We start from the raw sequence: 26,205 nt of genomic DNA, 5'->3' as shown, positions 1-26,205 counted from the left end.
AACGTCCCATGATCCGGGGCACGAGCGTCCGCGTCGAGATGGTCGCCAGCATGACTTTCAGTGCTGGATCAGCAAGGCCTTTGCCGCGATAGTGTTGCCCTTTGCCCTGGCGGAGTGGCCGAATGTTCTTGCGTACCCTTTCCCCGCGACTGGCGGGCTGTATCGCACTTTTGGTGCTGGCCGCGCCGGCCTGTGCGCAGACCACCTCGGCGAGCGTGCCGACTGCCGTCGTCTCCAGCAGCGCACAGCCGGCCTTGCCGGCCCAGTTGCAGGATTTCACTGCCTACGTGGACGGCGTACGCAAGCAGTTCGACGTGCCGGGCATCGCGGTCGCCATCGTCAAGGACGGCCAGATCGTGCTGGAGCAGGGCTACGGTTTGCGCGAAGTGGGCAAGCCCGAGCCGGTCGATGCGCGCACGCGCTTTGCCATCGCCTCCAACACCAAGGCGTTCACCGCTGCAGCGCTGCAGATGCTGGCCGAGCAGGGCAAGCTCAGCATGGACGATCGCGTGATCGATCATCTGCCGTGGTTCCAGATGTCCGATCCGTACGTGACGCGCGAGATGCGCATCCGCGATCTGCTGGCACACCGCAGCGGTTTGGGCCTGGGCGCAGGCGATCTGCTGTATTGGCCGCCCACTTCGTACTCGACCAAGGAAGTGGTGCAGCGCCTGCGCAATGTGCCGCTGGCCACCAGCTTCCGCAGCGCCTATGCCTACGACAATATTTTGTTTGCCGTGGCCACCCTGGTGATCGAGCAGGTGTCGGGCCAGAGCTATGCCGACTTCATCAGCAAGCGCATCTTCGCGCCGGTGGGTATGGATGAGTCGCTGGTCGACATGACCCAGCTCAAACCCGGGATGGACGTGGCCATGGGCCACGCCAAGTTCAACTTCACCGAACTCAAACCGGTGCCGCCGATGGCCTGGTCGAACAACTCCGGCGCGGGCGGCATTTACGCCAGCGTGCACGACATGGCCAAGTGGATGAACGTGCAATTGGCCGGCGGCAAGCTGCCGGACGGCAAGGCGCTGTTCTCCGAAGACAGCCAGAAGCAGATGTGGTCGATGCTCACGCCGATGAAGATTTCCGAGCCGCCGGTGCCGGAACTCAAATCGATGCGCCCGAATTTCTCCGGCTATGGCGAAGGCTGGTTCCTCTCCGATTACCAGGGTCAACGCCTGGTGTGGCACACGGGTGGCTGGCCGGGCATGGTGTCGCGCGTGACGCTGGTGCCGGAACTTCACCTGGGCGTGGTGGTGCTCACCAACCAGGAGTCGGGCGCGGCTTTCAACGCAGTGACATATCGCGTGCTCGATGCTTACCTGGGCAAGGACAAGAAGGATTGGAGTGCCGCGTATGCCGCTGCGGTGAAGAAGTCCGAAGGCAATGCCGACGACAGCTGGAGCAAGCACGAGGCGGCGCGCGCCAAGAGCGGCAAGCCCACCTTGCCGCTGTCCAGCTATGCCGGCACTTTCCACGATCCGTGGTACGGCGACATCGAGGTCAGCCAGCAGGGCGGCAAGCTGCGCATGCGTTTCTCCAAGACCGCGCAACTGGTGGGCACCATGACGCCCTGGCAGCACGACACCTTCATCGTGCGCTGGGATGATCGCGCGCTCAACGCCGATGCCTTCGTGAGCTACGCGCTGGATGCCGACGGCAAGCTTCGCGACGTGCGCATGGAACCGGTGTCGCCACTCACCGATTTCAGTTTCGACTTCCAGGATCTGCGCCTGACGCCCGCCAAGGCGGCCAAGACCTCCGGCGCGCCCTGACCAATAGCAGGGGCGATGCGTGCGGGACGCTGCCTATAGTGGCGGCGTCCCCACGGTGGAGTGCCGGTTGCATGAAACGGTTCGTTGTAGGCTTGCTGTGTGTTTCGGTTGCCGGTATCGCGTTCGCCGCTCCGGCCACGTGCGACTACGGTGTGTATGGCGAGGCGGGCAAGCCGCTCGTCGTAATCTCCAATCCCACGGCCAGCGGTGCGAGTGCACCGGAACGCTATACGTTTGTGGATGGCCATCGCGGCGACGTCAACGGCGCAGACGCACCGGTACGCTGCGAACAAGGCGTGGTGAGCGTGCGTCAGTCCGACGGACGCTACCTCGCGCAGCCAAAAGTGGCGCTGCGCGAAACGCCGACGCACTTCACCAGCCACGGCACCGAACTGGCGGGCGTGTTGATCGAACCGGCGCAGTCCAACGGCAAGCCGCCACTGGTGGTATTTGTGCATGGTTCGGAAAAGACGCCTGGCATCGGCGGCTATTACCCCTTGGTGTTCGCTGCCGAAGGCCTGGCCGTGTTTGCGTACGACAAACGCGGCACCGGTGCATCCGCCGGTGACTACACGCAGAATTTCGAATTGCTCGCCGATGATGCCGCCGCCGCACTCGACCAGGCGCGCAAGCTGGCGGCGGGCCGCTATTCGCGTGCCGGTTTCTTCGGCGGCAGCCAGGGCGGCTGGGTGGCGCCGCGCGCGGCGGCCTTGGCGCATGCGGATTATGTGGCCGTGGGCTTCGGCCTGGTCATGACACCGCTGGAGGAAGACCAGCAGCAAGTCGCGCTGGAGATGCAGGAGAAAGGCTATGACACGGCGGCGATCGCCAAGGCACGCGAAGTGACCGACGCCACCGACGCGGTGATGGCCTCGCACTTCACCGCCGGCTACGACCAGCTGGCCGCGGTGAAGCGCAAGTTCGCCAACGAACCCTGGCTGCACACCATCGAAGGTGAGTTCACCGGCGAGTTGCTGGCCGAACAGGAAGCTGATCTGCGCCGCACTGGGGCGCCCCGCCACGACAATCTCAATATCCTCTGGAACTACGACGCGACAGCCGCCATCCGCGCGCTGAACATCCCGCAGCTATGGGTGCTGGCCGGTGACGATCGCGAAGCGCCGGGCAGCGTGACGCGCGAACGCCTGGTCGCGCTGAAACACGCAGGCAAGCCGATCGACCTCTATGTGTTCCCGCACACCGATCACGGCATGTACGAATTCGTGCAGAACCCGGATGGCAGCCGCCGCGTCACGCGCATCACCGAGGGCTATTTTCGCCTGCTCGCGGACTGGATCAGGCAGCAGGACGCGCCGCCGTATGGCACCGGTGAACGCATCCCCTGACGCTCCTTCGGCGTGAGCCAGGGTGATGGACTTTGTCGGCGATTCCGTTGAAGGTTCGTTTAAAAGGGGATCACCCACTAGGGAGTTAGTCATGCTGTCACACCGATCGAAGCTTGCCGTCCTGCTGAGCCTGGGACTGGCCACCGCCACCTGCATGGCCGCCGAGCCGGCCAGCGTGGCGCAGCGTTTCCACGTGGACCTGGCGGTGGCCGGCACGGACGTCGCGTCCGGTCGGCTGCTGGTGTTCGCCGAACCGGCCAAGCTCGCCGAGGCCGAAGCCAAGAACGGCAAGGTCGCGGAGGTGGATCTTGATCAGCTCTCGCCGGACAAGGTCAATGTGGCGGCGCGCGAAGTGAATCGCCTGGTGGCGGGTCAGGGCGTCGACATCGACGCCGACCAGCTGGCCTATCCGGCGGCCTTCAGCAAGTTGGCGCCCGGCGATTACTACGTGCAGGCGGTGCTCGACGCCAACCACAGCTACAACTATGGCGGCCGTGGCGAAGGCGATCTGGTCAGCAGCGTGATGAAGGTGCATCTGCCGGCCACCGGCCTGCCGCCGATCAAACTCGCGACCCGATTGCCTGCCGCCGATCCCTGGGCGCTGTCGCCTTCGATCAATCCGGCCGCGCGCGAGGCGCTGCCCGAAGCGCGCAAGCACGTGCAGACCATCGACTTCGTCAGTCCCGCACTCACTGCTTTCTGGGGCCGGCCGATCCATATGCGCGGCCAGGTCCTGCTGCCGCCTGGCTACGATGCCAAGGCCAAGGTGACCTATCCCGTGGTGTATTACACGCATGGCTTTGGCGGCGGCATGGATCACTTCGCCGGCGTCATCGCCAACACCTGGCTGGCCATGTCCAACGGCCAGATGCCGCCGATGATCTGGGTGCTGCTCGACGAATCCTTGCCCACCGGCACACACGAGTTTGCCGACTCGGTGAACAACGGACCGTGGGGCAAGGCGCTCACCGAAGAGCTTATTCCGCAGCTGGAAGCCAGCTATCGCATGGACGCCAAAGTGTCGGGCCGGTTCCTCAACGGCCACTCGTCCGGCGGCTGGGCCACGCTGTGGCTGCAGACGCGCTATCCGAAGACGTTTGGAGGCACCTGGTCCACCTCGCCCGATTCCAGCGACTTCCATGATTTCACCGGCGTCGATCTGTATGCGGCGCACGCCAACGTTTATCGCAACCCTGAGGGCGCCGCGTACCCGCTGATCCGCGACCAGGGCAAGGTGGTCGCCTCTTTCCAGCAGTACGCGCAGATGGAACGCGTGTTCGGCAGCTACGGCGGCCAGATGGCGTCGTTCGAATGGGTGTTCTCGCCGCGCGGCGCCGATGGCCGTCCGCTGGCGATGTTCGATCGCGATACCGGTGAGGTGAACACGAGCGTGGTCGACTACTGGCGCGACCATTACGACATCGCCCATCACCTGCAGGCCCAGTGGCCGCAGCTGGCGCCGGACCTGGACGGCAAGATCCACCTGATCGTAGGCACCGCCGACACCTTCTATCTGGATGGTTCGGCGCATCGGCTCAAGGCGGTGCTCGATGGACTGCATGCGAAGTCGGACATCCGCTTCCTGCCCAATAAGACCCACTTTGATCTGTACGCCGTCGGTGCGGACCGCACGGCTTTGCTCAAGCAGATCGCCTGGGAGATGTACGCGGTGGCGCGTCCGCAGTCGAATCTGCAGCGGGCAGCGGCACCTTGAGGTTCGTCGCGCCGACGAAACTGCTATGTCTTAAGCCATAGACCGTCGGTGTGATGCTTGATGATGTGATGGCCATCCATTGTGATGGCCATCACATTGCCTCGATCCAACTTTCGGGAAACGGACAACGCGGTAGCCATCGGCACGCCAATCTCACGCATCTTGCGAATCTCACGCTTTTTCACCTTGTTTTCAGGCCTCAAGGGCATCTTTCCCACGCCGATACCTCTCACGCGGGAGAGACAAACGCAGTAGCCGACGCCCCACGCGCGACGTGTCTGGGGCGGCGCTGTGTCGTTGGAAGAGGAGCCGGATCGCTGCGCGCAGCGATCCGTGCCAGCGCCCTCCCGCAGAGATTTCACGGGCATGCAGTCAATGCGTGCTCAAAAACCGGGGGAGAGGGCCATGGGAAAAGAGACACCGGAGTTGCAGCTCGTGCCGCATGAGCTTCGCGCCGTCAGTGACGCATTGCATCGCGTGCAGGCCGTGATCGAGTTCGACCTCAAGGGCAAGGTGCTCCACGCCAACGACAACTTCCTCAAGGCGATGGGCTACACGCTGGAGGATATTCGCGGCCAGCACCATCGCATTTTTTGCGAACCGGCTTATGCGGCCAGCGCCGAGTACAAGAAATTCTGGGAAAACCTCGGCAAAGGCGTGCTCGACCGCGGTGAGTACAAGCGCATCGGCGGCGACGGCCGCGAAGTGTGGATCAACGCCTCCTACAACCCGGTATTCGACGAGAACGGCAAGCCGTACAAGGTGATCAAGTTCGCCACGGACGTGACCGCCAATCGCCAGCAGAAGGCGGAGTTCGAAGGCAAGGTCAACGCCATCGACAAGGCCCAGGCGATGATCGAGTTCGATCTCGGTGGCCACGTGATCAGCGCGAACGACAACTTTCTCAAGGCGATGGGCTATGAACTGGAGGAAATCCAGGGCCACCATCACCGCATGTTCTGCGAGGACAGCTACACGGCCAGCGCGGCCTACGCGGACTTCTGGGCCAAGCTCAACCGCGGCGAATTCGACGCAGGCCGCTACAAGCGCATGGGCAAGGGCGGTCGGGTGATCTGGATCCAGGCCACTTACAACCCGATCTACGACGGCAACGGTCGACTCAGCAAGGTAGTGAAGTTCGCCACCGACGTCACTGCGCAAGTGGCCATGGAAGAGGGCGTGAAGCTCCGCGCCGCCGACGACCAGCGCAAGGTCGAGGCCCTGCTCAAAACGGTGCGACTGGCCGCGGAAGGCGATCTCACCGGCGAAGTACGCGTCGAGGGCAGCGATCCCATCGATCAGCTCGCCGACGGCATCCAGCAAATGATGAGCGACCTGCGCAGCGTGATCGGCAAGGTGGTCGACAATGCCAGCGGCTTCTCCGGCAGTTCGCAGGAGATCGCCGGCCGCGCCAGCGGCGTGGCCAGCGGCGCGCAGCTGCTCGGCGCCACGGTGGAAGAAATGAATGCGTCGATCGAAGAGCTCACCGCCTCGATCAACTCCATCGCCACCAACTCGCGCAGCGCCGACCAGCTCGCCAAGGACACGCACCAGGAAGCTGAGCGCGGCGCCAAGGCGATCGCACGCTCGATCGAGTCGATGGAGCTGATCAACAAGTCTTCCGAAGACATCAGCGAGATCATCAAGGTGATCGGCGAGATCGCCAGCCAGACCAACCTGCTCGCCTTCAACGCCGCCATCGAAGCGGCGCGTGCGGGCGAGCACGGCCTGGGCTTCTCGGTGGTGGCGGACGAAGTGCGCAAGCTGGCAGAACGCTCCTCGCAGGCCACCAAGGAAATCTCCAAGCTGATCAACGAATCGGTGAAGCGCGTGGCGCAGGGCAGCGAGATCTCCAAGCAGGCCGGCGAAGCGTTCGAGAAAATCGTTGCCGGCGTGGGCCGCACCACCCAGGCGATCTCCGAGATCTCCTGCGGCGCGGACGAACAACTGGTGGCGGCGCGCGAAGTGAGCGCGGCCATCCAGCAGGTGGCCGAAGAAACCGAGAAGTCGGCGGCTGCCTGCGACACCATTGCCCGTTCCACCACCTCGCTCACCCAGGGAGCCGATGAACTGAATCGGACGGTCCAGCGGTTCGTGGTCTGAGCATCGCGCCGATGGAGATCGAGAGCGACATCGACCTGGCCACCCAGCGCGCGCTGCTGGACAAGGTGCAGCGCCATACGGGCATCCATATGGCGGACCGCAAGTGGACCTTGCTGCAGGGGCGCCTGCGCCGCCGCCTGCAGGCGCTGTCGCTCAACCGGTACCGCGACTATCTCGCGGTGCTGGATGCGCAGCCGGACGAAGTGTCTGCCTTCATCAACCTGGTGACCACCAACGAGACCTCGTTCTTCCGCACGCCGCGCATCTGGGATCAGCTCTGGCAGCAGCTGCTGCCGGAGTGGTTCCGCGAGCATCGCGGTGCGACGCTGCAGCTGTGGTCGGCGGCGGCGTCCACTGGTGAGGAGGCGTACTCGATGGCCATGATGTGCGAGGAATTTCGCGAACATCATCCGGCCTTCAAGTACCAGATCCTCGCCACCGACATCGCCAGCCAGGTGCTGGCCGTGGGCAAGGCGGGTTTCTATCAGGGCAAGAGCATCGAAGGCCTCAAGCGCGCCCGGCCCGGCTGGTTGGCCAAGTATTTCCAGCCGAGCAGCGACGGCTATCTGGCGTCGCCCACGCTGCGCTCGCACATCGTGTTCCGCGAGCATCACCTGCATAAACGGCTGGATGGCGCCGCGCGCTTTGATATCACCCTGTTGCGCAATGTCCTCATCTATTTCGACGAGGAAGGGCAGTGCAGCGTGCTGGAGAACGTGCGCCGCGCCATGTCGCCCGGCAGCGTGCTGATCATCGGCGAATCGGAATCGCTGACGGGGCTCAACGTCGGGTTCGATTTTGAGCAGCCGCTGATCTATCGACGACAGGAGCGTATGCATGCCTGAGGGGGAGGATATCCAGGTACGCATGTGCGAGGTGAGGGTTGGCAGCGGCAACGAAGTGCTGCGCGCGATCCTGGGATCGTGCGTCGGCATCGGACTGCTGTGGCGTCGTCGCGGCATCTACGGGATGGCGCACTGTCTGTTGCCGGAGTCGCCGCAGGGGCCGGCAGGCGAGGGCGCGAAATACGTCACCGGCGCCGTGCCCACCTTGCTATCGATGATGGAGCTCGATCGCGCGCGGCAGGATGAAGTGGAAGCCGTGATCGTTGGCGGCGCCTGCATGGTGCAGCACACCGCGGCGCCACGGCACGGGTTGATCGGCGAACAGAACGCGCGCATGGCGCAGCAGCTGATTGGCCAGACCAGGATCAGGCTGGTGCACCTCGACGTAGGTGGCGAGAACGGCCGCCAGCTCGTGATCGATTGCGCGCAACACCACTACGCGGTCAAGACCATCGGCCGCACGACGTGAACCGGAGCAACGTCATGGACTCTTCCATTACCAAGTCGGCCCGGCAGGAAGCCACTGAACTGTTCGGTTCGTTCCATCTGGGCGATACCGAACTCGTACTGCCGGTGACGGCGGTGCAGGAAGTGGTGACTTACCCGGCCGTGGTCACCCAGGTGCCGTTGGCTCCCAGCTACCTGCTGGGGCTGTTCAACCTGCGCGGACGCTTGATCCCTATCGTGCATTTGGGCCAGTTGTTGAAGCTGCCCGAGAGCGGCACGCGTGAAACCTCGAAGATCGCCATCGTCGAGTTCCGGCAGGGACGCATTGGCCTGCTGTTCGATGCCACCGGCGAGATACTGCGCGTGACCCACGAGCAGAAAGTGATCTTCAACGATGGCGAAGCCTCATCGATGATAGGCGGCGCGCTCAAGCTCGACGGCGGCAACCGCATCCTGCAGATACTGAGCGTGGACGCGCTCCATCAACTGCACGATATGCCGGTGCCCAGGGCAGACAGCCTTGCATCCGAACCGGCCAGGCAGCGTGCGGCCATGGGGCAGCGTCGCCAGGGCGTGTCCTTCCGCGTGGGCGATACGCGCCTTGCCTTGCCGATGGGCGCCATCCACGAAATCATCCGCGTGCCCGAGCTGCTCAAGTCCGTGCTGGCCAGCGACTTGTGCATCGGTTTGCTCAACCTGCGTGGCAACACGGTGCCGGTGGTGGATTTCGCCCGTTTCCTTGGCCTGCCAGGCACGGCTGCCGCGACGGCGGCCTGCGGCGACTTCGAGGATCCGCGGCGCATCGTGGTGATCCGCCAGCAGGCGATGGATTTCGGTCTGCTGGTGGACGACGTGGAGAGCATCGTCGGCTATCGCGACGAGGAACTGCTGGCCATTCCATCATTCAATGCAGATCGGCCGCAGCTGTTCACCGGCTGCATCAGTCGCGAGGGCGCGCCCGACATCATCCTGATCGATGAAACCGCTCTGTTGAGCGACGCCACCGTCACCGACCTCACCCAAGGCCATCGCGAGTTGTACGCCATCGAATCGGCGGCGGATCGCGGCCAGGGTAAGCGTCGCGGCGGCGCGCGCGAAACCTATGTGACCTTCAAGCTCGACCAGCTCATGGGCATGCGCATCGACCAGCTGCGCGAGGTGATCGATTTTCCGCCGGAGGTGATGCAGCCGCCGGGAGCGCCGGACTATGTGCGCGGCATGCTCAATCTGCGCCGCAAACTGATCACCATCATCGACCTGCGCGCGCTCTACGGCATGAAAGGCTATGCGGATCTCGACGGCGCAAAGGTGCTGGTGGTGGAAAACGACGACGAGAAGTTTGGCCTGATCGTGGACGCGATCGAGAACATCGTGACGATCGACGCGGCGGACAAGATCGGCGTGCCCGGCGTGCTGCGCAACCAGATCGATCAGGATTTGCGCAACGACATGCGCGAAGTGGTGGAACTGCCCGATCACCGTACCCTGCTGCTGCTGGATGCAGCGCCACTCAAGCAGCGGCTGAGCAGCCGGATGGTGCATTGAGTTGACGCGTTTGGATGTCCCTTGATCTACGCATACGGAACAGGGGCTGGCCAGGGATGGCTTCTTCTATCGGGTGATGCATCGCACCACCCAAACATAACGCCACATCAACGCATGAACTTGCGCGCCGGAAGCGCACCGATTTGCGAACGGATTCACCCATCGTGCATCGTTGCGAATCACATCATGGCGCCGCCGTGGAAACGTGCGCCAGGGGGCGCGCCTGCTCCACGGCACTACCCCATGGAGAGTTCGCATGAAGAAGACCTTGTTCGCACTGATGCTGGGCGCAGTGATGGCTTCCACCACCGTCGCAGCAGCACCGTTTCAGTACGACGACCACCATGACCAGCACGATCAGGATCGCCACGACGATCACCGCGATCAGGGTCACGACCGGGACCACGACCGCGATCGCGACCACGATCGCCACGACTACGTGATCGTGCACGACCGCGGCAACCACGAAGGCTGGTATCACCGCGGTGGCCGCGTGCCCGAGGAGTACTACCACGACCGTCGCTACTACGTGGACTACCACGCCTACCACCTCGCGCCGCCGCCGCCGGAACACGTGTGGGTGCGCAGCGATACCGGCGATTTCCTGCTGGTTGCCGTGGCCACGGGCGTGATCGCCGACCTGGTCATCAATCACTGATGATCGCGGACCGCATCGCGCGCATCGCGATGCGGTCCGTTGTCGTATGAAGTTGCGAAACAGCATCACGCCAGATGAACGCCGAGTGCGGCAGCGTGATCCAAGCGTCACGGGGTAGGCGCATATTGCGCGCAAGCGCTCGGGCGCTTGGGAAGCGTCACGCATCGGCAGTGGGTCCGTCGATGTCGATGGCGCCGGGACATGCCAGCCACGCCGGGCAGCAGCCCATCAGGCAGGCGACATTCGCAGGAGGGATCGAAGATGAAATCGTATGGTCTGATCGCCGTTTTGTTCGCAGGTCTTTTGGCCGGGCCGGCCGTCTACGCTCAGCAGTCCGCCGCACCCGCCGGTTCCACCGGCCAGTGCAAGGACGGCAGCTACACCAATCACGCCACCAAGAAGGGTGCTTGCTCGGGCCATCAGGGCGTGAAGGAGTGGTACACGGCTGCTTCGGCAGCGGCAGCCGCGGCCGCGCCGGCAGCGGCGCCTGCTGCGGCCAGCAACAGCATGGCGCCCAAGAGCACGGCGGCTGCGCCCGCTGCCGCTGCCAAGTCGGCGGGACCGCAGCCGCCGGCCAACGCCGCGCCGGGCGGTGGTCCGGGCATGGTATGGGTCAACGACAGCAGCAAGGTCTATCACTGCCAGGGCGACAAGTGGTACGGCAAGACGAAGTCGGGCGCGTATATGAGCGAGGCCGATGCCAAGGCCAAGGGTTATCACGGGGATCACGGCAAGGCTTGTACGCAGTAATTCTGTGTCGCCTGAAAAGGCCCGCGCGTGCGGGCCTTTTTTTTGTGCCCGGCGTGAGCAGGGTTCAATCCAGTCGCTTGTGGAACAGGCGAATGGCCAGCGTGAGCATGACCGCGATGAACGCCACCAGGGCGACCGCGTCATGCCACAGATCACCCAGGTCAGCGCCACGCAGCATGATGCCGCGGATCAGGCGCATGAAATGGGTTAGCGGCAAGGCCTCGGAAATCCACTGGGCGGGCAGCGGCATGCCGGCATAAGGGAACATGAAACCCGAGAGCAGGATCGATGGCAGGAACACAAAAAACGTCATCTGCATCGCCTGGAACTGCGAGCGTGCACGCGTCGAGATCAGCAGACCTAGCGACAGATTGGCGAGAATCAGCAGGCCCGACGCCAGATAGACGTCCCACAGGCTGCCGCGGATCGGCACGCGAAACAGCCACACGCCCAGCAGTAACACCACGGTAGTTTGCACCAGGCCGATAGCGGCATACGGCAGCACCTTGCCGATCATCAGCTCCGTACGGCTGACCGGCGTGGTAATCAGCAACTCCATATTGCCGCGTTCGGTTTCGCGCACGATGGCGACGGCGGTGAACAGCACCATGGTCATGGTGAGGATGACGCCGATCAGTCCCGGCACGATGTTGACCGGCGAGCGGCGTTCCGGATTGTAGAAACTCACCACGCTGATCGGCGTTGGCGCCTGCGCGTGGAAATTGTCCGGCTGGTTGAGCGGGTACAGCGCCAGCTGTGCGGCAGCGGACTGCACGACGTTGTCGCTGCCGTCGACCATCACCTGGATGGCTTCGCGACCATCGAGCTTGCGACGCTCGAAATCCGGCGGCACGGCGATGCCCACGCTGATGCGGCCCTCGCGAAGCAGGTCGACCAGCTGTTGCGGCGACTGCGCGCTGGCCTTGAGCTCGATGACGCCGCTGGCCAGCATGTCTTGTACGGCAGCGCGCGAGCCAGCCGTCTGTGCCTGGTCGACGACTGCCGCCGGCAGGTTGCGCAGGTTGAGATTGATGGCGTAGCCAAACAGCAGCAATTGCAGGATCGGCATGCCCATGATCATGGCGAGCGTGACGCGATCGCGCCGCATCTGGCGCAACTCCTTCACCATGATGGCCCACAGTCGTCGCAGATTCACGCCGCTGGCTCCTGAGGTCGACCGAGCCTGCGCGTGGCGACCACGAAGACGTCTTCGAGATTGGGTGCCACGGTCTGGATGTCCATGGAGGCATCGACATCGCCAAGCGCATGGCGCAGGGTTTCCACGCTGACCTTGTCATCGCGCATCAGTACGCGCAGTTCGTTGCCGATCTGGGCCACGCTCAACACCTCGGGCCGGTCATCCAGCGCTGCCTTCGCCTGGCGAGGGGAGTGGGCGCGGATCACAAAGGTCCGGCCGAGCAACGTCTCGGTCAGTTCTTTGGGCGTGCCGTCGGCGACGAGGTTGCCGGTGTCGAGAATCGCCAGGCGATGGCAACGCTCGGCCTCGTCCATGTAGTGCGTGGATACCAGGATGGTGGTGCCGGCATCGGCGAGCTCGAACAGTTTTTCCCAGAAATCGCGTCGCGACTCGGGATCGACCGCGCTGGTGGGCTCGTCCAGGAACAGTAGTTCCGGCTTGTGCACGATCGCACCCGCCAGCGCCAGGCGCTGCTTTTGCCCGCCGCTCATGGTGCCGGCCAGTTGCTGCTGACGATCGTCCAGCCGATAGCGCTGCAACAGCTCGTCCACGCGTGCACGCGTCTCATGGCGCGACAAGCCCTGCACGGTGGCGAGAAATTCCAGGTTCTGGCGCACCGACAAGTCTTCGAACAGGGAGAACTTCTGCGTCATATAGCCAATGCGCCGCTTCAGCGCTTCGGCCTGTTCGGGGATGCGCAAGCCCAGTACGTCGATCTTGCCTTCGCTGGGTGTCAGCAGCCCGCACAGCATGCGTATCGTGGTGGATTTGCCCGAGCCGTTGGGCCCCAGAAATCCATAGACGCAGGCCCGCGGCACGTCCAGGTTGACGCTGTTCACGGCCACCAGCGCGCCGAAGCGCTTGGTCAGTCCCTGCGCGTGAATGGCGTTGTCAGTCATGGCTGGCTTTGCCGGGGAAGGCAACGGCAACGGGGAAGCCCTGGGGAAGATCGCGGGCATCGGTGCCCAGGGCAATCTCCGCCAGATAGCTCAGTCGCGTCGCGTCCTCGCCGCTCAAGGCGTAGTACGGCGTAAAGGTGGGCTCGCTGCGGATCATGCGCACCGTGCCATGGAATTGCTGCTTGCCGTCGTGCAGTTTGACGATCGCCTTGTCGCCGACCTTGATCGACGGACGCAGCGCCGACGGTACGTAGACGCGTGCATAGGGCGTGTCGCTGGCAAGCAGGATGACCAGCGGCGTGCCGGGCTGGGCCTGGTCGCCCAACTTGTAGGGCAGGCTGTCCACGCGTACATCGCGCGGCGCGGTCAGATCGAGCTTGTCCAGATCGACCGCTCGCGAAGCTGCGTTGGCGGTTGCCGAGGTCACGGCGGCGCGTGCCTGGGCGATGTCTTCCACGCGCGATCCGTTGACGAGCTGATCGAGCGCTGCACGATCGGCCGCCACGGCTGCGTCGGCATTGCCGGCCGAGGCTTTGGCGCGGTCAAGATCCGCCGCGGAGATGAATTGCTGTTTGCCCAGGGCGGACAGCCGTTGGTAATACGCATTGGCGTCACGGGACTGCGCCTGTGCGCCGGCAAGATTGGCACGCGCCTGGCGAATCTGCTCTTCACGCGGACCGCGCTGAAGTTCGAGCAAAGCCTGTTGCTGTTGTTGCAGGTCGGCGCGAGCGGAGTTGAGTGCGGCCTGCGTACGCGTGGTTTCCAGCTGCATGATGCGCGTGCCGGCGGGAACGTACTGGCCTTCGCGTACGTCGATTTTCACGATGTGCTCGGCGGCCGGCGCGGGTAGCGTGATGCGGTCGAATTCCACGGTGCCCAGCGTCTGCGGGGGCGACTCTTGGCAGCCGGCCAGCAGCAGCGAGGCGACCAGCGTGGCGACCAAACGATGATGGATGTTCATGGCGGGACTCCCATGCCATGTTCGAGCAGGGCAAGCGCGTGGCGGACCAGCACGTCCGTGCCCAGGTCGGCCTGGAACATCTGCCGCCAGATCGGGGCGCTGGCCGCCGGGAACAACGTCAGGCCGATCAGCGATACGACCATCAGGCGTGGATCAAGCGAGGCATGGATCTGTCCGCGCTGCTGCGCCTGTGCAAAACGGCGGGCCAGCATCTGTGGCAGCTCGGGCCCGATGCGCGAAAGCAGGAGCTCCCGCAGGGCGCCGCCTTCGCACAGGACTTCGCGGACCCATAGCGAGGGAAACCATGGGAAGGCGTCGACCAGTCCCAGCACGCCCTGCACGAATTGCCTGGCCATGGCGTGCACGTCATCGCCTGCAGTGCTCACCACTTCGCGCAGGCTCATGACGGCGGGCAGCAGGCGTTCCTCGAACACGGCGTTCTGCAGGGCCGGTTTGCTGCCGAAGTAGTAATTGAGCATGGCGGGGGTCACGCCGGCTTCCTTGGCGATGTTGCGCAAGGAGGTCGCTGCGATGCCGTCCCGTACGAAGCAGGCGAGGGCCGCCTCGATCAAGCTGGCGCGCAAGTCGGGGCTGTCCGTGGTGGGGCGGCCAGGGGTGCGGCGGGCGGCCGACTGCGGAGGGCGTGGTTTGGTCGTCATGGCTATTAATTAATCATAGCTTTAATTAATTTTCAAGTGGCTGGAAGGTATAGGTATTTACCAATAAGAAAGGCCGGCATGAGCCGGCCTTTCGGGGTGGATTGAACGGTCGGTCAGCCGTTGGGCACCACCGGCAGACTGATGGAGCTGGCGGTACCCGGGGAGTGCCATACGCGCTGCGTGGCCTTCCGGTAATCGGCCGGCTTCGCGTCGAAGATATTGGGCACGAAGGTCTGCGGATTGCGGTCGTACAACGGGAACAGGCTCGACTGCACCTGCACCATGATGCGGTGGCCGGGCTGGAACACGTGGTTGGTGGTGGGCAGGCCAAACGCGTAAAGCAGCGGTTGGTCGGGCGTCAGCGCTTGCGGATGTTCGAAGCTGGTGCGATAGCGGCCGCGGAAAATATCCAGCGACACGGCCAGCTCATAGCCGCCCATCTCGGGGTTGGACGGCACCGTATCCGGATAGACGTCGATCAGCTTCACCACCCAGTCGCTGTCGGTGCCGCTGGTGGAGGCATACAGATTCACCTGCGGCGCGCCACCGATATGCAGGGGCGCAGTGAGCGGTTCACTCACGTAGGTCAGCACGTCCGGACGTCCATCCACGAAACGCTGGTCGTTGACCAGCCAGCGCGTCCACGCATCGTGATCGGCGAAATGCACGGGGCGCGGCTGGTAAGGCACGGGCTTGGCCGGGTCGGAGGTGTACTCGTCGTATTTCACGGCGTCGGATGCGGGTGCGGTAAACGAGAGCGAGCCGTTGCTGCCCAGATACAGCGACTTCGGTTTGTTGCTGCAACCCTTGTCACAGCTGAGCGGCCACGACTTGTAGCGGTCCCAATGGTTTTCGCCGGTGTTGTAGATCAGCACCGGCGGCGTGTTTGCCTTCGGCGCGCCGGCGACCAGATATTGATCGAAGAAGGGCTTGAGCACATCGCGGCGGAACTGCAAAGCCGTGTCGCCATCCCACTGCAACGGGCCCAGCGAACGCCCGTCGTAGTTCACCTGGCTGTGCCGCCATGGTCCCATCACCAGGAAATTCTTGTCGTTGCCCTTGTCCTTGCCTTCGGTGGCGGCGTAGCTGTGGATCGCGCCCCACATGTCTTCCTGGTCCCACAATCCCTGCAGCCACATGGTGGGCACGGCCGCCGGCTGCCCGGCCATGATCTTGTCCAGCGCCTGGCCTTGCCAGAAGGCATCGTACGCGGGGTGTTCGTCGAGCTTGCGCCAGAACGGCAACTGCTCCAGGCCGTTTGCGCGGGCGTAATCGCCGGCGGAACCGGCGCTGAGGAAATTGCTGTAATCGTCGTAGCCCACGCGCGGGATGCCGCCTTTCTTGCCGTCCTTCTTGCTGGTCTGGCCGTAGATGTAGTCGAAGTTGGTCTGGCGGTAGGCGCCGTAGTGGAACCAGTCGTCGCCCATCCAGCCGTCGACCATCGGGCTTTCCGGCGCGGCCACCTTGAGCGCCGGATGCGGATGGATCAGCGCCATCACCACGGTGAAGCCTTCATAGGAGGAGCCGAGCATGCCGACGCGGCCGTTCGATTCGGGCAGGTTCTTCACCAGCCAGTCGATGGTGTCGTAGGCATCGGTGGAATGGTCCACGTCGCTGGCGTTGAGCGGCCCGCGCAACGGACGCGTCATCACATAGTCGCCTTCGGAGCCGTACTTGCCGCGCACATCCTGGAACACGCGGATGTAGCCGCTGTGCACGAACACCTCGTCACCTTGCGGCAGGGTGGCATCCATATGCGGGGAGGTGAAGCGCTCGGCGCGGCCGCTCGCGTCGTAGGGCGTGCGCGTCAACAGGATCGGCGCGTTGTGCGCGCTCTTTGGTATCACGATCACCGTATGCAGCTTCACGCCGTCGCGCATCGGTATCATCACCTCGCGCTTCACGTAGTCGTAGCCGGCGGTCTCGGCCGCGTAGGCCTTGGAGGTGATATCCGGCGTGAGCGGCGCCGTCTGCGCATGGACAATCGAGACGCCGGCAGCGGCGAGAGCAACGGCGAGCAGGGTACGGCGGATACGCATGAATCCTCCAGGCGAGCGGCTAGCGATAGCCGTTCGGGCGAGTGAGTGGATGGAGCCCCGGTACGACTGTAAGCGAGTGGCCCCCAAGCTCCCACCATGACTTCCTGCCTATACGATGCCCAGTGCGCAAGAATGGGAACGCTGCCGCCGAAGGCGCCGACCACACTGGGCCCACTCCCAGAGGAAGCCCAGTCATGAAAACCCATACGCGTCAGGACTATCTGCAACGCATCGATCGCGTGGTCGCCCTGCTCCAGTCGGCGGTGGCCCAGGGCGAAGCGCTGCCGGAGTTGGCGCAACTGGCGGCCGCTGCCCATCTTTCGCCGTTCCATTTTCATCGGATCTACCGTGCGCTCGCTGGCGAAACGATCGGCCAGACGGTTGCGCGCCTGCGCTGGCTGCGCGCCTTGCAGCTGTTGTCCGAGCCCGCCGAGCGTGTCACCGAGACGGCGCTGGCGGTGGGATACGAAACACCGCAGGCGTTTGCACGCGCGTTCCGGCAGGCCTTCGATGCCACGCCGAGCGAACTGCGCGGGCAGCAGGGACGACTGCACGAAGCGATGCAGCGCCTTCGTCGTCCCGCCAGGCAAGATGCGGCCGAGCAGGCCTTCGAGGTCGAAGTCGTCTCGGTCGAGCCTTTTCGCGTCGTGGCAACGCGCTATGAGGGCGCGCATCGCGAACTGGATCAGGCCTATGGACGTCTATTCGCCTGGGCCGCCGAGCGTGCGTTGTTGGAGCGCCTGACCGGCATCTACGGGATTGCCCACGATGGCGGCCCTGACGCGCGGCCCGACCACGGCGCCTTCGATTGTGCACTGGCCTTCGAGGGAAACGAGGTGCCAGGCGACTCGGAAACCAAGCCGCTGCAACTGGGCGGCGGCCTGTGGGCGCGCTGGCGCCACGTGGGCTCCTACGATGCACTGGGCGGGTTGACCGATCGCCTGATCGGCCACTGGTTGCCCGATAGCGGCTACGTTCTGCGCGATGAACATCCGTTCCGGCATTTCCTCGATGACCCCGAGGAAGTGCCGGAAGCCTCCTTGCGTGCGGACGTCTATTTGCCGGTCGCGCGCTGCTGAGCCGACGCGCGGATCATCCGGCCGTCTCGGCCCAGGGATCGTAGCTTCCGAACCACCACAGGTGACCTTCCAGGTCGCGGCAGCTATAACCGGCGCCGCCGTATTCCTTCTCGGCGTACTCGTCGATGATGATGGCGCCGGCGGCTTTGGCCTGTTCGTAGTGCGCCTTGCAATCCTTGACGATCACGCAAGGGCACTGCGTCTCGCGTCCATCGACCTGGTCAGGCTGCACCATGCGTCGACCGAACTCGTTGTCGTTGACCGAGCCGAGCATCAACATGCCGCTGCCGTAGGTGAGCTGCGCGTGGGCCACGCCGCCTTGGTCATCGTCGTAGACGGCTTGTTGGTGGAAGCCAAATGCCTTGCACAGCCAGTCGATGGCGGCGTGCGCATCGCGATAGCGCAGACAGGGAATGATGGTGCTGCCGGTAGCGTGTGGCGTGCTCATGGGCGTGCTCCGTGACAGGGATGGGCCGAGCGTACCCTGTTGTGCGGCCATGTCTTGTCGATTTTCCGAGTGCCGCTCAGGCGCTGCGGTCGCTCTCTACCGCGCGGGGCCAGCTACGGCGCACGCCTTCCAGTTTCTCGTCCAGCCGGGCGCGGTTGCGGCCAGCCAACTTGGCCCGGTACATGGCCAGATCCGAGCGCTCCACCAGGGTGTCGACCGTGTCTTCGTGCGTGCGCATGGCAATGCCGATGCTCACGCTGAGCACCAGGCCAGTCTGGTTCACCGGTATCTCCAGGCGATAGACGCGGCGGCATAGCCGCGTGGCCACCTGCATGGCCTGGTTCTGTTCGATGCCAAACAGCATGGCTACGAACTCTTCGCCGCCGTAGCGACCCAGCAGGTCGTGCGGGCGCAGTTCGTTGCGCAAGGCCTCGGCCACCGCGACCAGGGCGCGGTCGCCGGCCGCATGGCCCTGGCGGTCGTTGAGCATCTTGAAGTGATCGAGATCGAGGAAGAGCAGGGCGATCGGTTGCGTCCCGCAATTGCCCAGCACCTTTTGCACGCTCTCCGTCCAGGCGCGTCGGTTGAGCACATTGGTAAGCGCGTCGTTGTCGGCCAGCTCCTGCACCACATGGCGGTCGCGTCGCATCATCAGGGCGCGATCAGCGAGTCCCAGCGAAAGCACGATGGCTTCAAATGCTCCCGCGGCGAGGCAGGCATCGCCCAGCCAGGTGACATCCGGCAGCATGCCGGTCATTTGCGAGCTGTACAGCGCGGTGAGCGCGAGCAGAGGGGTCCAGCCGACCAGGAAGAACCAGGCTGGGCGAGAGCCCTGCACGGCGGCAACCACGGCGGCACTGAGCAGCAACAGCGTGCCGATCACCAGCAAGGGCGTCACCAGTACTTGGGCGGTCTGCTGCAGTACCGCGACCTGGCTGTTGTCGAGCAACACCAGCAGCGGCATGCCCACGGCCAGCGCCACGGTCGGCGTCTGCAGGATGGCTGCATAGCGTGGCAATTCGCAGAAGCGTGAGACGAACATGGCCGCAAAGGCGAGCGACAAGGCCATCGCCGACGAAGCGATCATCGGCGCCACACCGCCCAGCCAGGTCAGCTCCAGCGGATGGAACAGATAGCCCGTCTGCACGCCCTGGATCAGGGCGTAGCAGAGCACGTAACCGGCGTACCAGGCGAACGTGCTATCGCGCAGCATCAGTGCGAGGCAAAGCGCCATCAGCGACATGGCCACCATGACGGCGAAGCAGGCGCTGGCGAAGGCCAGCCATTGCGCATCGGTCAGCAGATATTCGTTCCACGGCTGCAGATGAAAACCGGCGACGGCATGGTTGACCGTACCCGGCTCGATCTTCATCAGGATGGGCGAAGAAGCCGGCGTGTCGGCGCTGATGCGGTAGGCCAGGCGGCCGTTGCCGTGGGCGGTGGCCATAAAGTCGTCGAGCGACATCCTCAGCGACGAGCCGTCGGCATTGAACAGCGTCACCGGCGCCAGCGGCGGGGGATAGACGGAAAGCACCCGCTCTTCGTTCACGAGTGGGGGTTGTGGCTGCAGCACCACCCAGGTGCCCAGCCCGCGACGGGAGAACCGCTGCAGCAGATTGGGATCGAAACCGGCCAACTCGCCCCGATGGTAGGCATCCAACACCGACTGCGGGGTATCGCCAGGCATGACTTCTCGCGCCGCACCGGTGAGGGCCGTGGCGGCATGCGCCGAGCAGGCGAACAACAGCAGGGCGAGGATGCCCAGCATCCGCCCGTAGCGACGCGTCGCGATGGTCGCGAGTGGCCCAACCATGTACCGGTCCCCCTTCTTCGCACCGCTCCGCTGTGGGAGTCGTACGCAGCTTTATGGCCGATCCGGTCAATCCTGTGAGCAGAAACCCGCGTTACCGGTGGCGCGGGCAGGGCATCATCCGTGCGTGTTGCCAAGGCCGCCATGGCTGGCGGCGCCTTGTTGGAACCAATAACGCCAAGACTCGATGGGCGGTATGGAAGGCTATAAGGCCATCATGCCACAAGGCCAGAGCAGCCGTGTGACGGAGGTTTATCACGAGGGGTTCACTGCCTGCAATGCCATGCTCTATGCCTTTCGGCGACTTCCAATTCCACTCTCTGGGAGCTAGGCAATGAGCAACGAGAAGATCCGTGTGGCCGTTCTGGTGGGCAGCCTGCGCAAGGATTCCTTCAACCGGAAGCTGGCCCGCGCCGTGGAGGCGCTGGCTCCGCCGGAGCTGAGCTTCGAACACATCCGCATCGACAACCTGCCGCTGTACAACCAGGATTTCGATACCGACTACCCTGCCGAAGGCAAACGCCTCAAGCAGGAGATAGGCGCCGCCGATGCACTGCTGTTCGTGACTGCGGAATACAATCGCTCGATCCCTGGTGTGCTCAAAAACGCCATCGACATCGCATCGCGTCCGTGGGGCACCAATTCATTCGCGGGCAAGCCGGCGGCCGTGATCGGCGTCTCCGTGGGCGCCCAGGGCGGCGCGATGGCGCAGCAGCATCTGCGCAACGTACTGGCCTATCTCGACGTGCCCACGCTCGCTCAGCCCGAGGTGTTCATCCACGCCAAGGACGGTCTTTTCGCCGAGGACGGCTCGATCGCCAGCGAGGGCACGCAGAAATTCCTGCAGGGCTTCATGGATCGCTATGTTGCCTGGGTCAAACGCCACCGCCAGGATGGCGTCCGAGCCCGGTGAGCCGGAACGTGTTGCGCTGCCTCTGCCAGAACAGGGGCGGCGCAACCGGTCCGGGCGCATCACATATCGGCACTGACACCTGAGCCGCAAATCTTTTCCAGCAGCTGCGTCTGCACATTGCGCACCGTCTGGCTCGCACCTGGCCGACTGCGCGCATAGCGGCCATCGGCATGCAGCAGCCAGGTACTGGAGTTGTCGGATAGATAAAGTTCCAGCTCCTTCTTCAGGCGGCTCTGCAGCTTCTTTCCTTCCACCGGAAAACCGGTTTCCACGCGGCGATCCAGGTTGCGTTCCATCAGATCGGCGCTGGCCAGGTAGAACTTCTCTTCGCCGCCATTGAGGAACCAGTACACGCGGCTGTGCTCCAGAAAGCGGCCCACGATGGAACGCACGCGGATATTGTGCGAGATGCCCGGCACACCCGGACGCAGGCAGCACATGCCGCGCACGATCAGGTCGATCTTCACACCGGCGATGCTGGCCTTGTAGAGCGCGCGAATCATCTTGGCATCGGTGACCGCATTGACCTTGATGATGATCTGCGCCGGCTTGCCGGCCGCCGCATGCGCGGTCTCGCGCGCGATCAGTTCCAGCAGCGTCTTCTTCAGCGTGAACGGTGCGTGCAACAGCTTTTTCATCTGCAGCAGCTTGCCCATGCCGGTGAGCTGGCTGAACAGCTTGTGCACGTCTTCGCACAGCGCCTGGTCGGAGGTGAGCAGGCTGTAGTCGGTGTAAAGGCGCGCGTTGCCGGTGTGATAGTTGCCGGTACCCAGGTGCGCATAACGCACCAGTTCCTCGCCTTCGCGACGCTGGATCAGCATCAGCTTGGCATGCGTCTTCACGCCGACCACGCCGTAGATCACCATGGCGCCGGCCTGTTGCAGGCGCGAGGCCAGGGTGAGATTGGACTCCTCGTCAAAGCGCGCGCGCAGCTCGATGACGACGGTCACTTCCTTGCCCGAACGCGCCGCATCCACCAGCGCGTCGACGATTTCGGAATTCGCACCGCTGCGATACAGCGTCTGCTTGATCGCCAACACGGTCGGGTCCTTCGCCGCCTGGTGCAGCAGATCGACCACCGGCGCAAACGACTCGTACGGATGCAGCAGCAACACATCCTGGCGGCCAATCACCTGGAACAGGTCCTCGGCCTTTTTCAAAGCCTTGGGAATGGACGGCGTGAACGGCGGGTACTGCAGTTCCGGGCGCAGCGTCTTGGTGATCAATCCGAACAGGCGCGCCAGGTTCACCGGGCCGTTCACCTCGTACATCTCGGCGGCGGTCAGGCCGAACTGGCGCAGCAGGTAGTCGGTCAGCTCGGTGGGGCAGTTGTCCGCCACTTCGAGTCGCACGGCATCGCCAAAGCGGCGCGAATACAGCTCGCCGCGCAACGCGCGGGCAAGGTCTTCGACGTCTTCCGGGTCGAGGGTGAGGTCGGCATTGCGGGTCAGGCGGAACTGGTAACAACCGCGAACCGACATGCCCGGGAACAGTTCCTCGGTATGCGCATGAATGATCGAGGACAGCAGCACGAAGTTCTCGCCGCCCTCGCATACCTCGTCGGGCAGGCGAATCAGTCGCGGCAGTACGCGCGGCGCCGGCACGATGGCCAGGCCCGAATCGCGGCCGAACGCATCGGTGCCTTCCAGCTGCACGATGAAGTTGAGGCTCTTGTTCACCAGCAACGGAAACGGGTGGGTCGGATCGAGTCCGATCGGCGTCACCAGCGGGGCGACTTCGTGGCGGAAGTAACGACGCACCCACAGTTTCTGTTTGTGCGACCACTCGTTGCGGCGAACGATGCGGATACCGTTGCGCGCCAGCTCCGGCAGGATGTTGTCGTTGAGGATCGCGTACTGCCGTTCGATCTGCTTGTGCGTGATCTCGCTGATCTCGGCCAACGCCTTGCGTGGCGCCACGCCGTCGGATCCGACGATTTCGTGATCGAAGGCGATCTGGCTCTTCAGGCCCGCCACGCGGATCTCGAAGAACTCGTCCAGGTTGCTGGAGAAGATCAACAGGAACTTCAGCCGCTCGAGGATCGGCTTGCTTTCGTCCAGCGCCTGCTCCAGCACGCGGATGTTGAATTGCAGTTGCGACAGTTCGCGATTGATATACAGGGTGGGATCGTTCAAGTCCGGCGCAGCGCTCGCGGCAGGCGCCTGGACGGGTGCGGCGGGCACCTGTTCGGTGATGGCGGCGTCGCGCTCTGCGCTGGTTCGGACGACATCGGTACTCATCGGTTCACCGTTCGATGGGCGGGCGCGAGACTGGCTGCGCTATCCGCGAATGGAAAGCATGGTAAGCCGTCAATTGCGACCGGGCCATGGCAGGAAAGCGCAGACGTGTGCGCTGTCATAAGACCGACATATTGCCCATCGCATCTGACGAACCTGTGACAGTGCATAGTCGGATGTTATGGAGCCGTGATTGCCGCCGATGATCATTTGTGGGAGCGCACCCTGTGCGCGACAGGCGTGCCTCTCCGTAGCGTCGTCGCAGCACGCCTGTCGCGCACAGGGTGCGCTCCCACACAGATATCGCCAGCGCAACGGTTTATCCCAAGGGCGTCGCCAGATACCGGCTCGGCGCCATCCCCAACACACGCCGGAACGCCGCCGTAAACGCACTGGGATTGCCATAGCCCAGATCGACCGCCACCTGCGTGATCGCCTCGCCATTGCTCAGTCGCGTCAAGGCCGACAACAGGCATGCCTGCTGACGCCAGGCGGTGAAGCTCATGCCGGTTTCTTCGCGGAAAGTGCGCGTGAAATGACGCCGACTCATGCCGGCACGATGCGCCATGTCGTCGATCTTCACTTCCTGCGACGGCTGTTCCAGCAGATGGCGGCAGAGCGCGGCGAGACGCTTTTCGCGCGGCAGCGGCGTACTGAGCGGCAGCACCGGCATGCGGCGGATCTCATCGAGCAGCAACGCCATCACGCGTCCGTCGCGGCCCTCCAGATCGTATTCGGCCGGCAAATCCACCGCTTCCATCAGCAATTCGTGGAGCAGGGGAGAGACGCTGATGACCTGGCAACGTGGTGAGAGGCCGGCATGCTCGACAGCTTCGGGCGTGACGTAGGCGCTGCGCGTGGACACCGGTCCGGCCATCAACACCTCGTGCGAGACGCCGGGCGGTATCCACAGCGCGCGCCGCGGTGGCACCACCCAGCTGCCTTCACTGGTGATGGTGGTGATCACCCCGGTGGAGGCGTACAGCAGCTGGCCGCGACGGTGCGAATGCGGTGGCAGTACATAGTGCGGGGGATAGTCATTACCGGTCGCAATGACGTCGCGGGGCGTCTGGTCATAGGCTTCGGCACGGGCGTTGCGCATGAGCTTGGCCCATTTTCGACAGAAATTGACCCGGTTGCGTGTGCGGGCCGGACTCGCTCACTTTAAGGTGACGTTCCCGGCGGCGCAACCGCGTCGCCTTGCCGCACACGTTCCCTCACGAGCCCCCATGCAAACCCGCGTCGAAGACATGCCGTTGGCCGCCGTGCCGCCCGCCAGCCAATCCACCGAACAGGCTACCGAGTTCAGGATCCTCGGCGCGATCAGCTTCTCGCACCTGCTCAACGACATGATCCAGTCGCTGATCCTGGCGATCTATCCGATCCTCAAGAGCGGCTTCAATCTCAGCTTTGCGCAGATCGGCCTGATCACGCTGACCTATCAGATCACGGCCTCGCTGCTGCAGCCGGCGGTGGGTCTGGTCACTGACAAGAAGCCGATGCCGTATTCCTTGCCGGTGGGCATGGGTTTCACTTTGTGCGGCTTGTTGCTGCTCGCCACCGCGCCCAACTTCACCGTGTTGCTGATCGCCGCGGCACTGGTGGGTACCGGCTCTTCAGTGTTCCACCCCGAATCCTCGCGCGTGGCGCGCATGGCCTCGGGCGGTCGCCACGGCCTGGCACAGTCGCTGTTCCAGGTCGGCGGCAACGCCGGTGCATCACTGGGGCCGTTGCTGGCGGCGTGGATCATCGTGCCGCATGGTCGTGGCAGCGTGGCGTGGTTCTCGCTGGCCGCGCTGCTCGCCATCGTGGTGCTGCTGCAGGTGAGCCGGTGGTATCGCGATCACCACGCCGTGCGCGGCAAGGCCAAAGCCAGGCGCGAGTCGCATCTCGTGCTGACCAAGTCGCAGGTGGCGTGGTCGCTGCTGATCCTCGGACTGCTGATCTTCTCCAAGTACTTCTATCTGGCGAGCCTGAGCAGTTACTACACGTTCTACCTGATGCACCGCTTCGGCGTGTCCGTGCAGAGTGCGCAGACACACCTGTTCGTGTTCCTGTTCGCCGTGGCGGCCGGTTCCTTGATCGGTGGCCCGGTGGGCGATCGCATCGGCCGCAAATGGGTGATCTGGGCATCGATCCTCGGCGTCGCACCCTTCACCCTGCTGCTGCCACATGCCAGCCTGTTCTGGACGGGCGTGCTCACGGTGATCATCGGCCTGATCCTCGCCTCGGCCTTCTCCGCCATCCTGGTCTACGCGCAGGAACTGATTCCTGGCCGCGTGGGGATGGTGTCCGGGCTGTTCTTCGGTTTCGCCTTCGGCATGGGCGGCATCGGCGCCGCGGTGTTGGGACATATCGCCGATGCGCGTGGCATCGAGTATGTCTACGGCTTGTGCGCGTATCTGCCGCTGATCGGCATCATCACGGCGTTCTTGCCGAATCTGGAATGCAAGACAGCGTAAGCACGCGCGACGCCACACCTGTGGGAGCGCACCCTGTGCGCGACGGGTCGGCGGTGCGCAAACGCTGGCGTTCCGTGGTCGCGCACAAGTGCGCTCCTACAAGGACGCGGTGCGCTGAAGGTTGCGCTCTGTAGGTTTGTCGGGCACAGGGTGCCCTCCCACAGGGGAGGGGCCGGGTTTGCCGTCAAACGACGACCGGCTCCAGCTGCACACCATTGCGGTGTTCCTGCTTAATTTGGAGCGCAAGACGGCGTAATCATGCGCGACGCCTCACCTGTGGGAGCGCACCCTGTGCGCGACGGGTCGGCGGTGCA

Annotated in this window: 21 protein-coding genes; 12 read left to right on the top strand and 9 right to left on the bottom strand. The window is 64.1% G+C overall.

Translation table 11 applies throughout. The features are described 5' to 3' along the window. The first annotated feature begins 122 nt into the window (after positions 1-122). From AC1DE1_RS10375 to AC1DE1_RS10335, 9 genes are all read left to right on the top strand, one after another. Positions 123-1,778: a serine hydrolase gene (locus AC1DE1_RS10375; RefSeq protein WP_477177371.1), complete on the top strand. Its 1,656-nt coding sequence runs from the start codon at positions 123-125 to the stop codon at positions 1,776-1,778. 71 nt (positions 1,779-1,849) lie between these two features. Further along, positions 1,850-3,124, top strand: coding sequence for an alpha/beta hydrolase family protein (locus AC1DE1_RS10370; RefSeq protein WP_477177372.1), 1,275 nt, complete (start codon positions 1,850-1,852; stop codon positions 3,122-3,124). A gap of 91 nt (positions 3,125-3,215) precedes the next feature. Further along, complete coding sequence (locus AC1DE1_RS10365; RefSeq protein ID WP_477177373.1) at positions 3,216-4,838, top strand: alpha/beta hydrolase; 1,623 nt, start codon at positions 3,216-3,218, stop codon at positions 4,836-4,838. 405 nt (positions 4,839-5,243) lie between these two features. Then, positions 5,244-6,941: a methyl-accepting chemotaxis protein gene (locus tag AC1DE1_RS10360; protein ID WP_477177374.1), complete on the top strand. Its 1,698-nt coding sequence runs from the start codon at positions 5,244-5,246 to the stop codon at positions 6,939-6,941. A gap of 11 nt (positions 6,942-6,952) precedes the next feature. Beyond that, a complete protein-coding gene (locus tag AC1DE1_RS10355; RefSeq protein ID WP_477177375.1) occupies positions 6,953-7,786 on the top strand; it encodes a CheR family methyltransferase in 834 nt (277 codons plus the stop codon). Then, positions 7,779-8,255 (top strand): chemotaxis protein CheD, encoded by a 477-nt coding sequence (locus tag AC1DE1_RS10350; protein ID WP_477179071.1) that lies wholly within the window; start codon positions 7,779-7,781, stop codon positions 8,253-8,255. The genes AC1DE1_RS10355 and AC1DE1_RS10350 overlap by 8 nt, the downstream gene beginning before the upstream one ends. 14 nt (positions 8,256-8,269) lie before the next feature. Beyond that, positions 8,270-9,778 carry a chemotaxis protein CheW gene (locus AC1DE1_RS10345; RefSeq protein ID WP_477177377.1) on the top strand — a complete coding sequence of 503 codons (1,509 nt, stop codon included), beginning with the start codon at positions 8,270-8,272 and terminating at the stop codon, positions 9,776-9,778. A 256-nt stretch (positions 9,779-10,034) separates the two neighbouring features. Then, positions 10,035-10,436, top strand: coding sequence for an RcnB family protein (locus AC1DE1_RS10340; RefSeq protein ID WP_441603690.1), 402 nt, complete (start codon positions 10,035-10,037; stop codon positions 10,434-10,436). Positions 10,437-10,697: 261 nt separating this feature from the next. Then, positions 10,698-11,186 carry a DUF3761 domain-containing protein gene (locus tag AC1DE1_RS10335; RefSeq protein WP_477177378.1) on the top strand — a complete coding sequence of 163 codons (489 nt, stop codon included), beginning with the start codon at positions 10,698-10,700 and terminating at the stop codon, positions 11,184-11,186. A 64-nt stretch (positions 11,187-11,250) separates the two neighbouring features. Here the strand turns inward: AC1DE1_RS10335 and AC1DE1_RS10330 are convergent, their stop codons facing one another. From AC1DE1_RS10330 to AC1DE1_RS10310, 5 genes are all read right to left on the bottom strand, one after another. Further along, entirely contained in the window at positions 11,251-12,342 is a 1,092-nt protein-coding gene (locus AC1DE1_RS10330; RefSeq protein ID WP_477177379.1) for an ABC transporter permease, read from the bottom strand. Then, positions 12,339-13,268, bottom strand: coding sequence for an ABC transporter ATP-binding protein (locus tag AC1DE1_RS10325; RefSeq protein ID WP_477177386.1), 930 nt, complete (start codon positions 13,266-13,268; stop codon positions 12,339-12,341). The genes AC1DE1_RS10330 and AC1DE1_RS10325 overlap by 4 nt, the downstream gene beginning before the upstream one ends. 7 nt (positions 13,269-13,275) lie before the next feature. Further along, positions 13,276-14,244: an HlyD family secretion protein gene (locus AC1DE1_RS10320; RefSeq protein ID WP_477177380.1), complete on the bottom strand. Its 969-nt coding sequence runs from the start codon at positions 14,242-14,244 to the stop codon at positions 13,276-13,278. After that, on the bottom strand, positions 14,241-14,903 hold the full coding sequence (locus AC1DE1_RS10315) for a TetR/AcrR family transcriptional regulator (RefSeq protein ID WP_441603694.1): 663 nt from the start codon (positions 14,901-14,903) through the stop codon (positions 14,241-14,243). The genes AC1DE1_RS10320 and AC1DE1_RS10315 overlap by 4 nt, the downstream gene beginning before the upstream one ends. Positions 14,904-15,016: 113 nt before the next feature. After that, a complete protein-coding gene (locus AC1DE1_RS10310; protein WP_477177381.1) occupies positions 15,017-16,942 on the bottom strand; it encodes a CocE/NonD family hydrolase in 1,926 nt (641 codons plus the stop codon). A gap of 194 nt (positions 16,943-17,136) precedes the next feature. Here AC1DE1_RS10310 and AC1DE1_RS10305 point away from each other — a divergent pair, with 194 nt between their 5' ends. Next, positions 17,137-18,021, top strand: coding sequence for an AraC family transcriptional regulator (locus AC1DE1_RS10305; RefSeq protein WP_441603696.1), 885 nt, complete (start codon positions 17,137-17,139; stop codon positions 18,019-18,021). Positions 18,022-18,034: 13 nt separating this feature from the next. Here AC1DE1_RS10305 and AC1DE1_RS10300 read toward each other — a convergent pair whose 3' ends face one another. Beyond that, entirely contained in the window at positions 18,035-18,469 is a 435-nt protein-coding gene (locus tag AC1DE1_RS10300) for a VOC family protein (RefSeq protein WP_441603697.1), read from the bottom strand. Positions 18,470-18,545: 76 nt separating this feature from the next. Next, positions 18,546-20,282 carry a GGDEF domain-containing protein gene (locus AC1DE1_RS10295; protein ID WP_477177382.1) on the bottom strand — a complete coding sequence of 579 codons (1,737 nt, stop codon included), beginning with the start codon at positions 20,280-20,282 and terminating at the stop codon, positions 18,546-18,548. Between the two features lie 331 nt (positions 20,283-20,613). Between AC1DE1_RS10295 and AC1DE1_RS10290 the strand changes: the two genes are divergently transcribed. After that, positions 20,614-21,192: an NADPH-dependent FMN reductase gene (locus tag AC1DE1_RS10290; RefSeq protein WP_477177383.1), complete on the top strand. Its 579-nt coding sequence runs from the start codon at positions 20,614-20,616 to the stop codon at positions 21,190-21,192. A gap of 59 nt (positions 21,193-21,251) precedes the next feature. Here AC1DE1_RS10290 and ppk1 read toward each other — a convergent pair whose 3' ends face one another. Together ppk1 and AC1DE1_RS10280 are read right to left on the bottom strand one after the other, a co-directional pair. Further along, a complete protein-coding gene (gene ppk1 / locus AC1DE1_RS10285; RefSeq protein WP_441603700.1) occupies positions 21,252-23,432 on the bottom strand; it encodes a polyphosphate kinase 1 in 2,181 nt (726 codons plus the stop codon). 316 nt (positions 23,433-23,748) lie between these two features. Next, a complete protein-coding gene (locus AC1DE1_RS10280; RefSeq protein ID WP_477177384.1) occupies positions 23,749-24,531 on the bottom strand; it encodes an AraC family transcriptional regulator in 783 nt (260 codons plus the stop codon). 127 nt (positions 24,532-24,658) lie between these two features. Between AC1DE1_RS10280 and AC1DE1_RS10275 the strand changes: the two genes are divergently transcribed. Further along, positions 24,659-25,891 carry an MFS transporter gene (locus AC1DE1_RS10275; protein ID WP_477177385.1) on the top strand — a complete coding sequence of 411 codons (1,233 nt, stop codon included), beginning with the start codon at positions 24,659-24,661 and terminating at the stop codon, positions 25,889-25,891. Positions 25,892-26,205: the final 314 nt, after the last annotated feature.

It is taken from the genome of Dyella sp. 05T440 (assembly GCF_056395965.1).
This window is presented reverse-complemented; position numbering and strand designations above follow the sequence as displayed.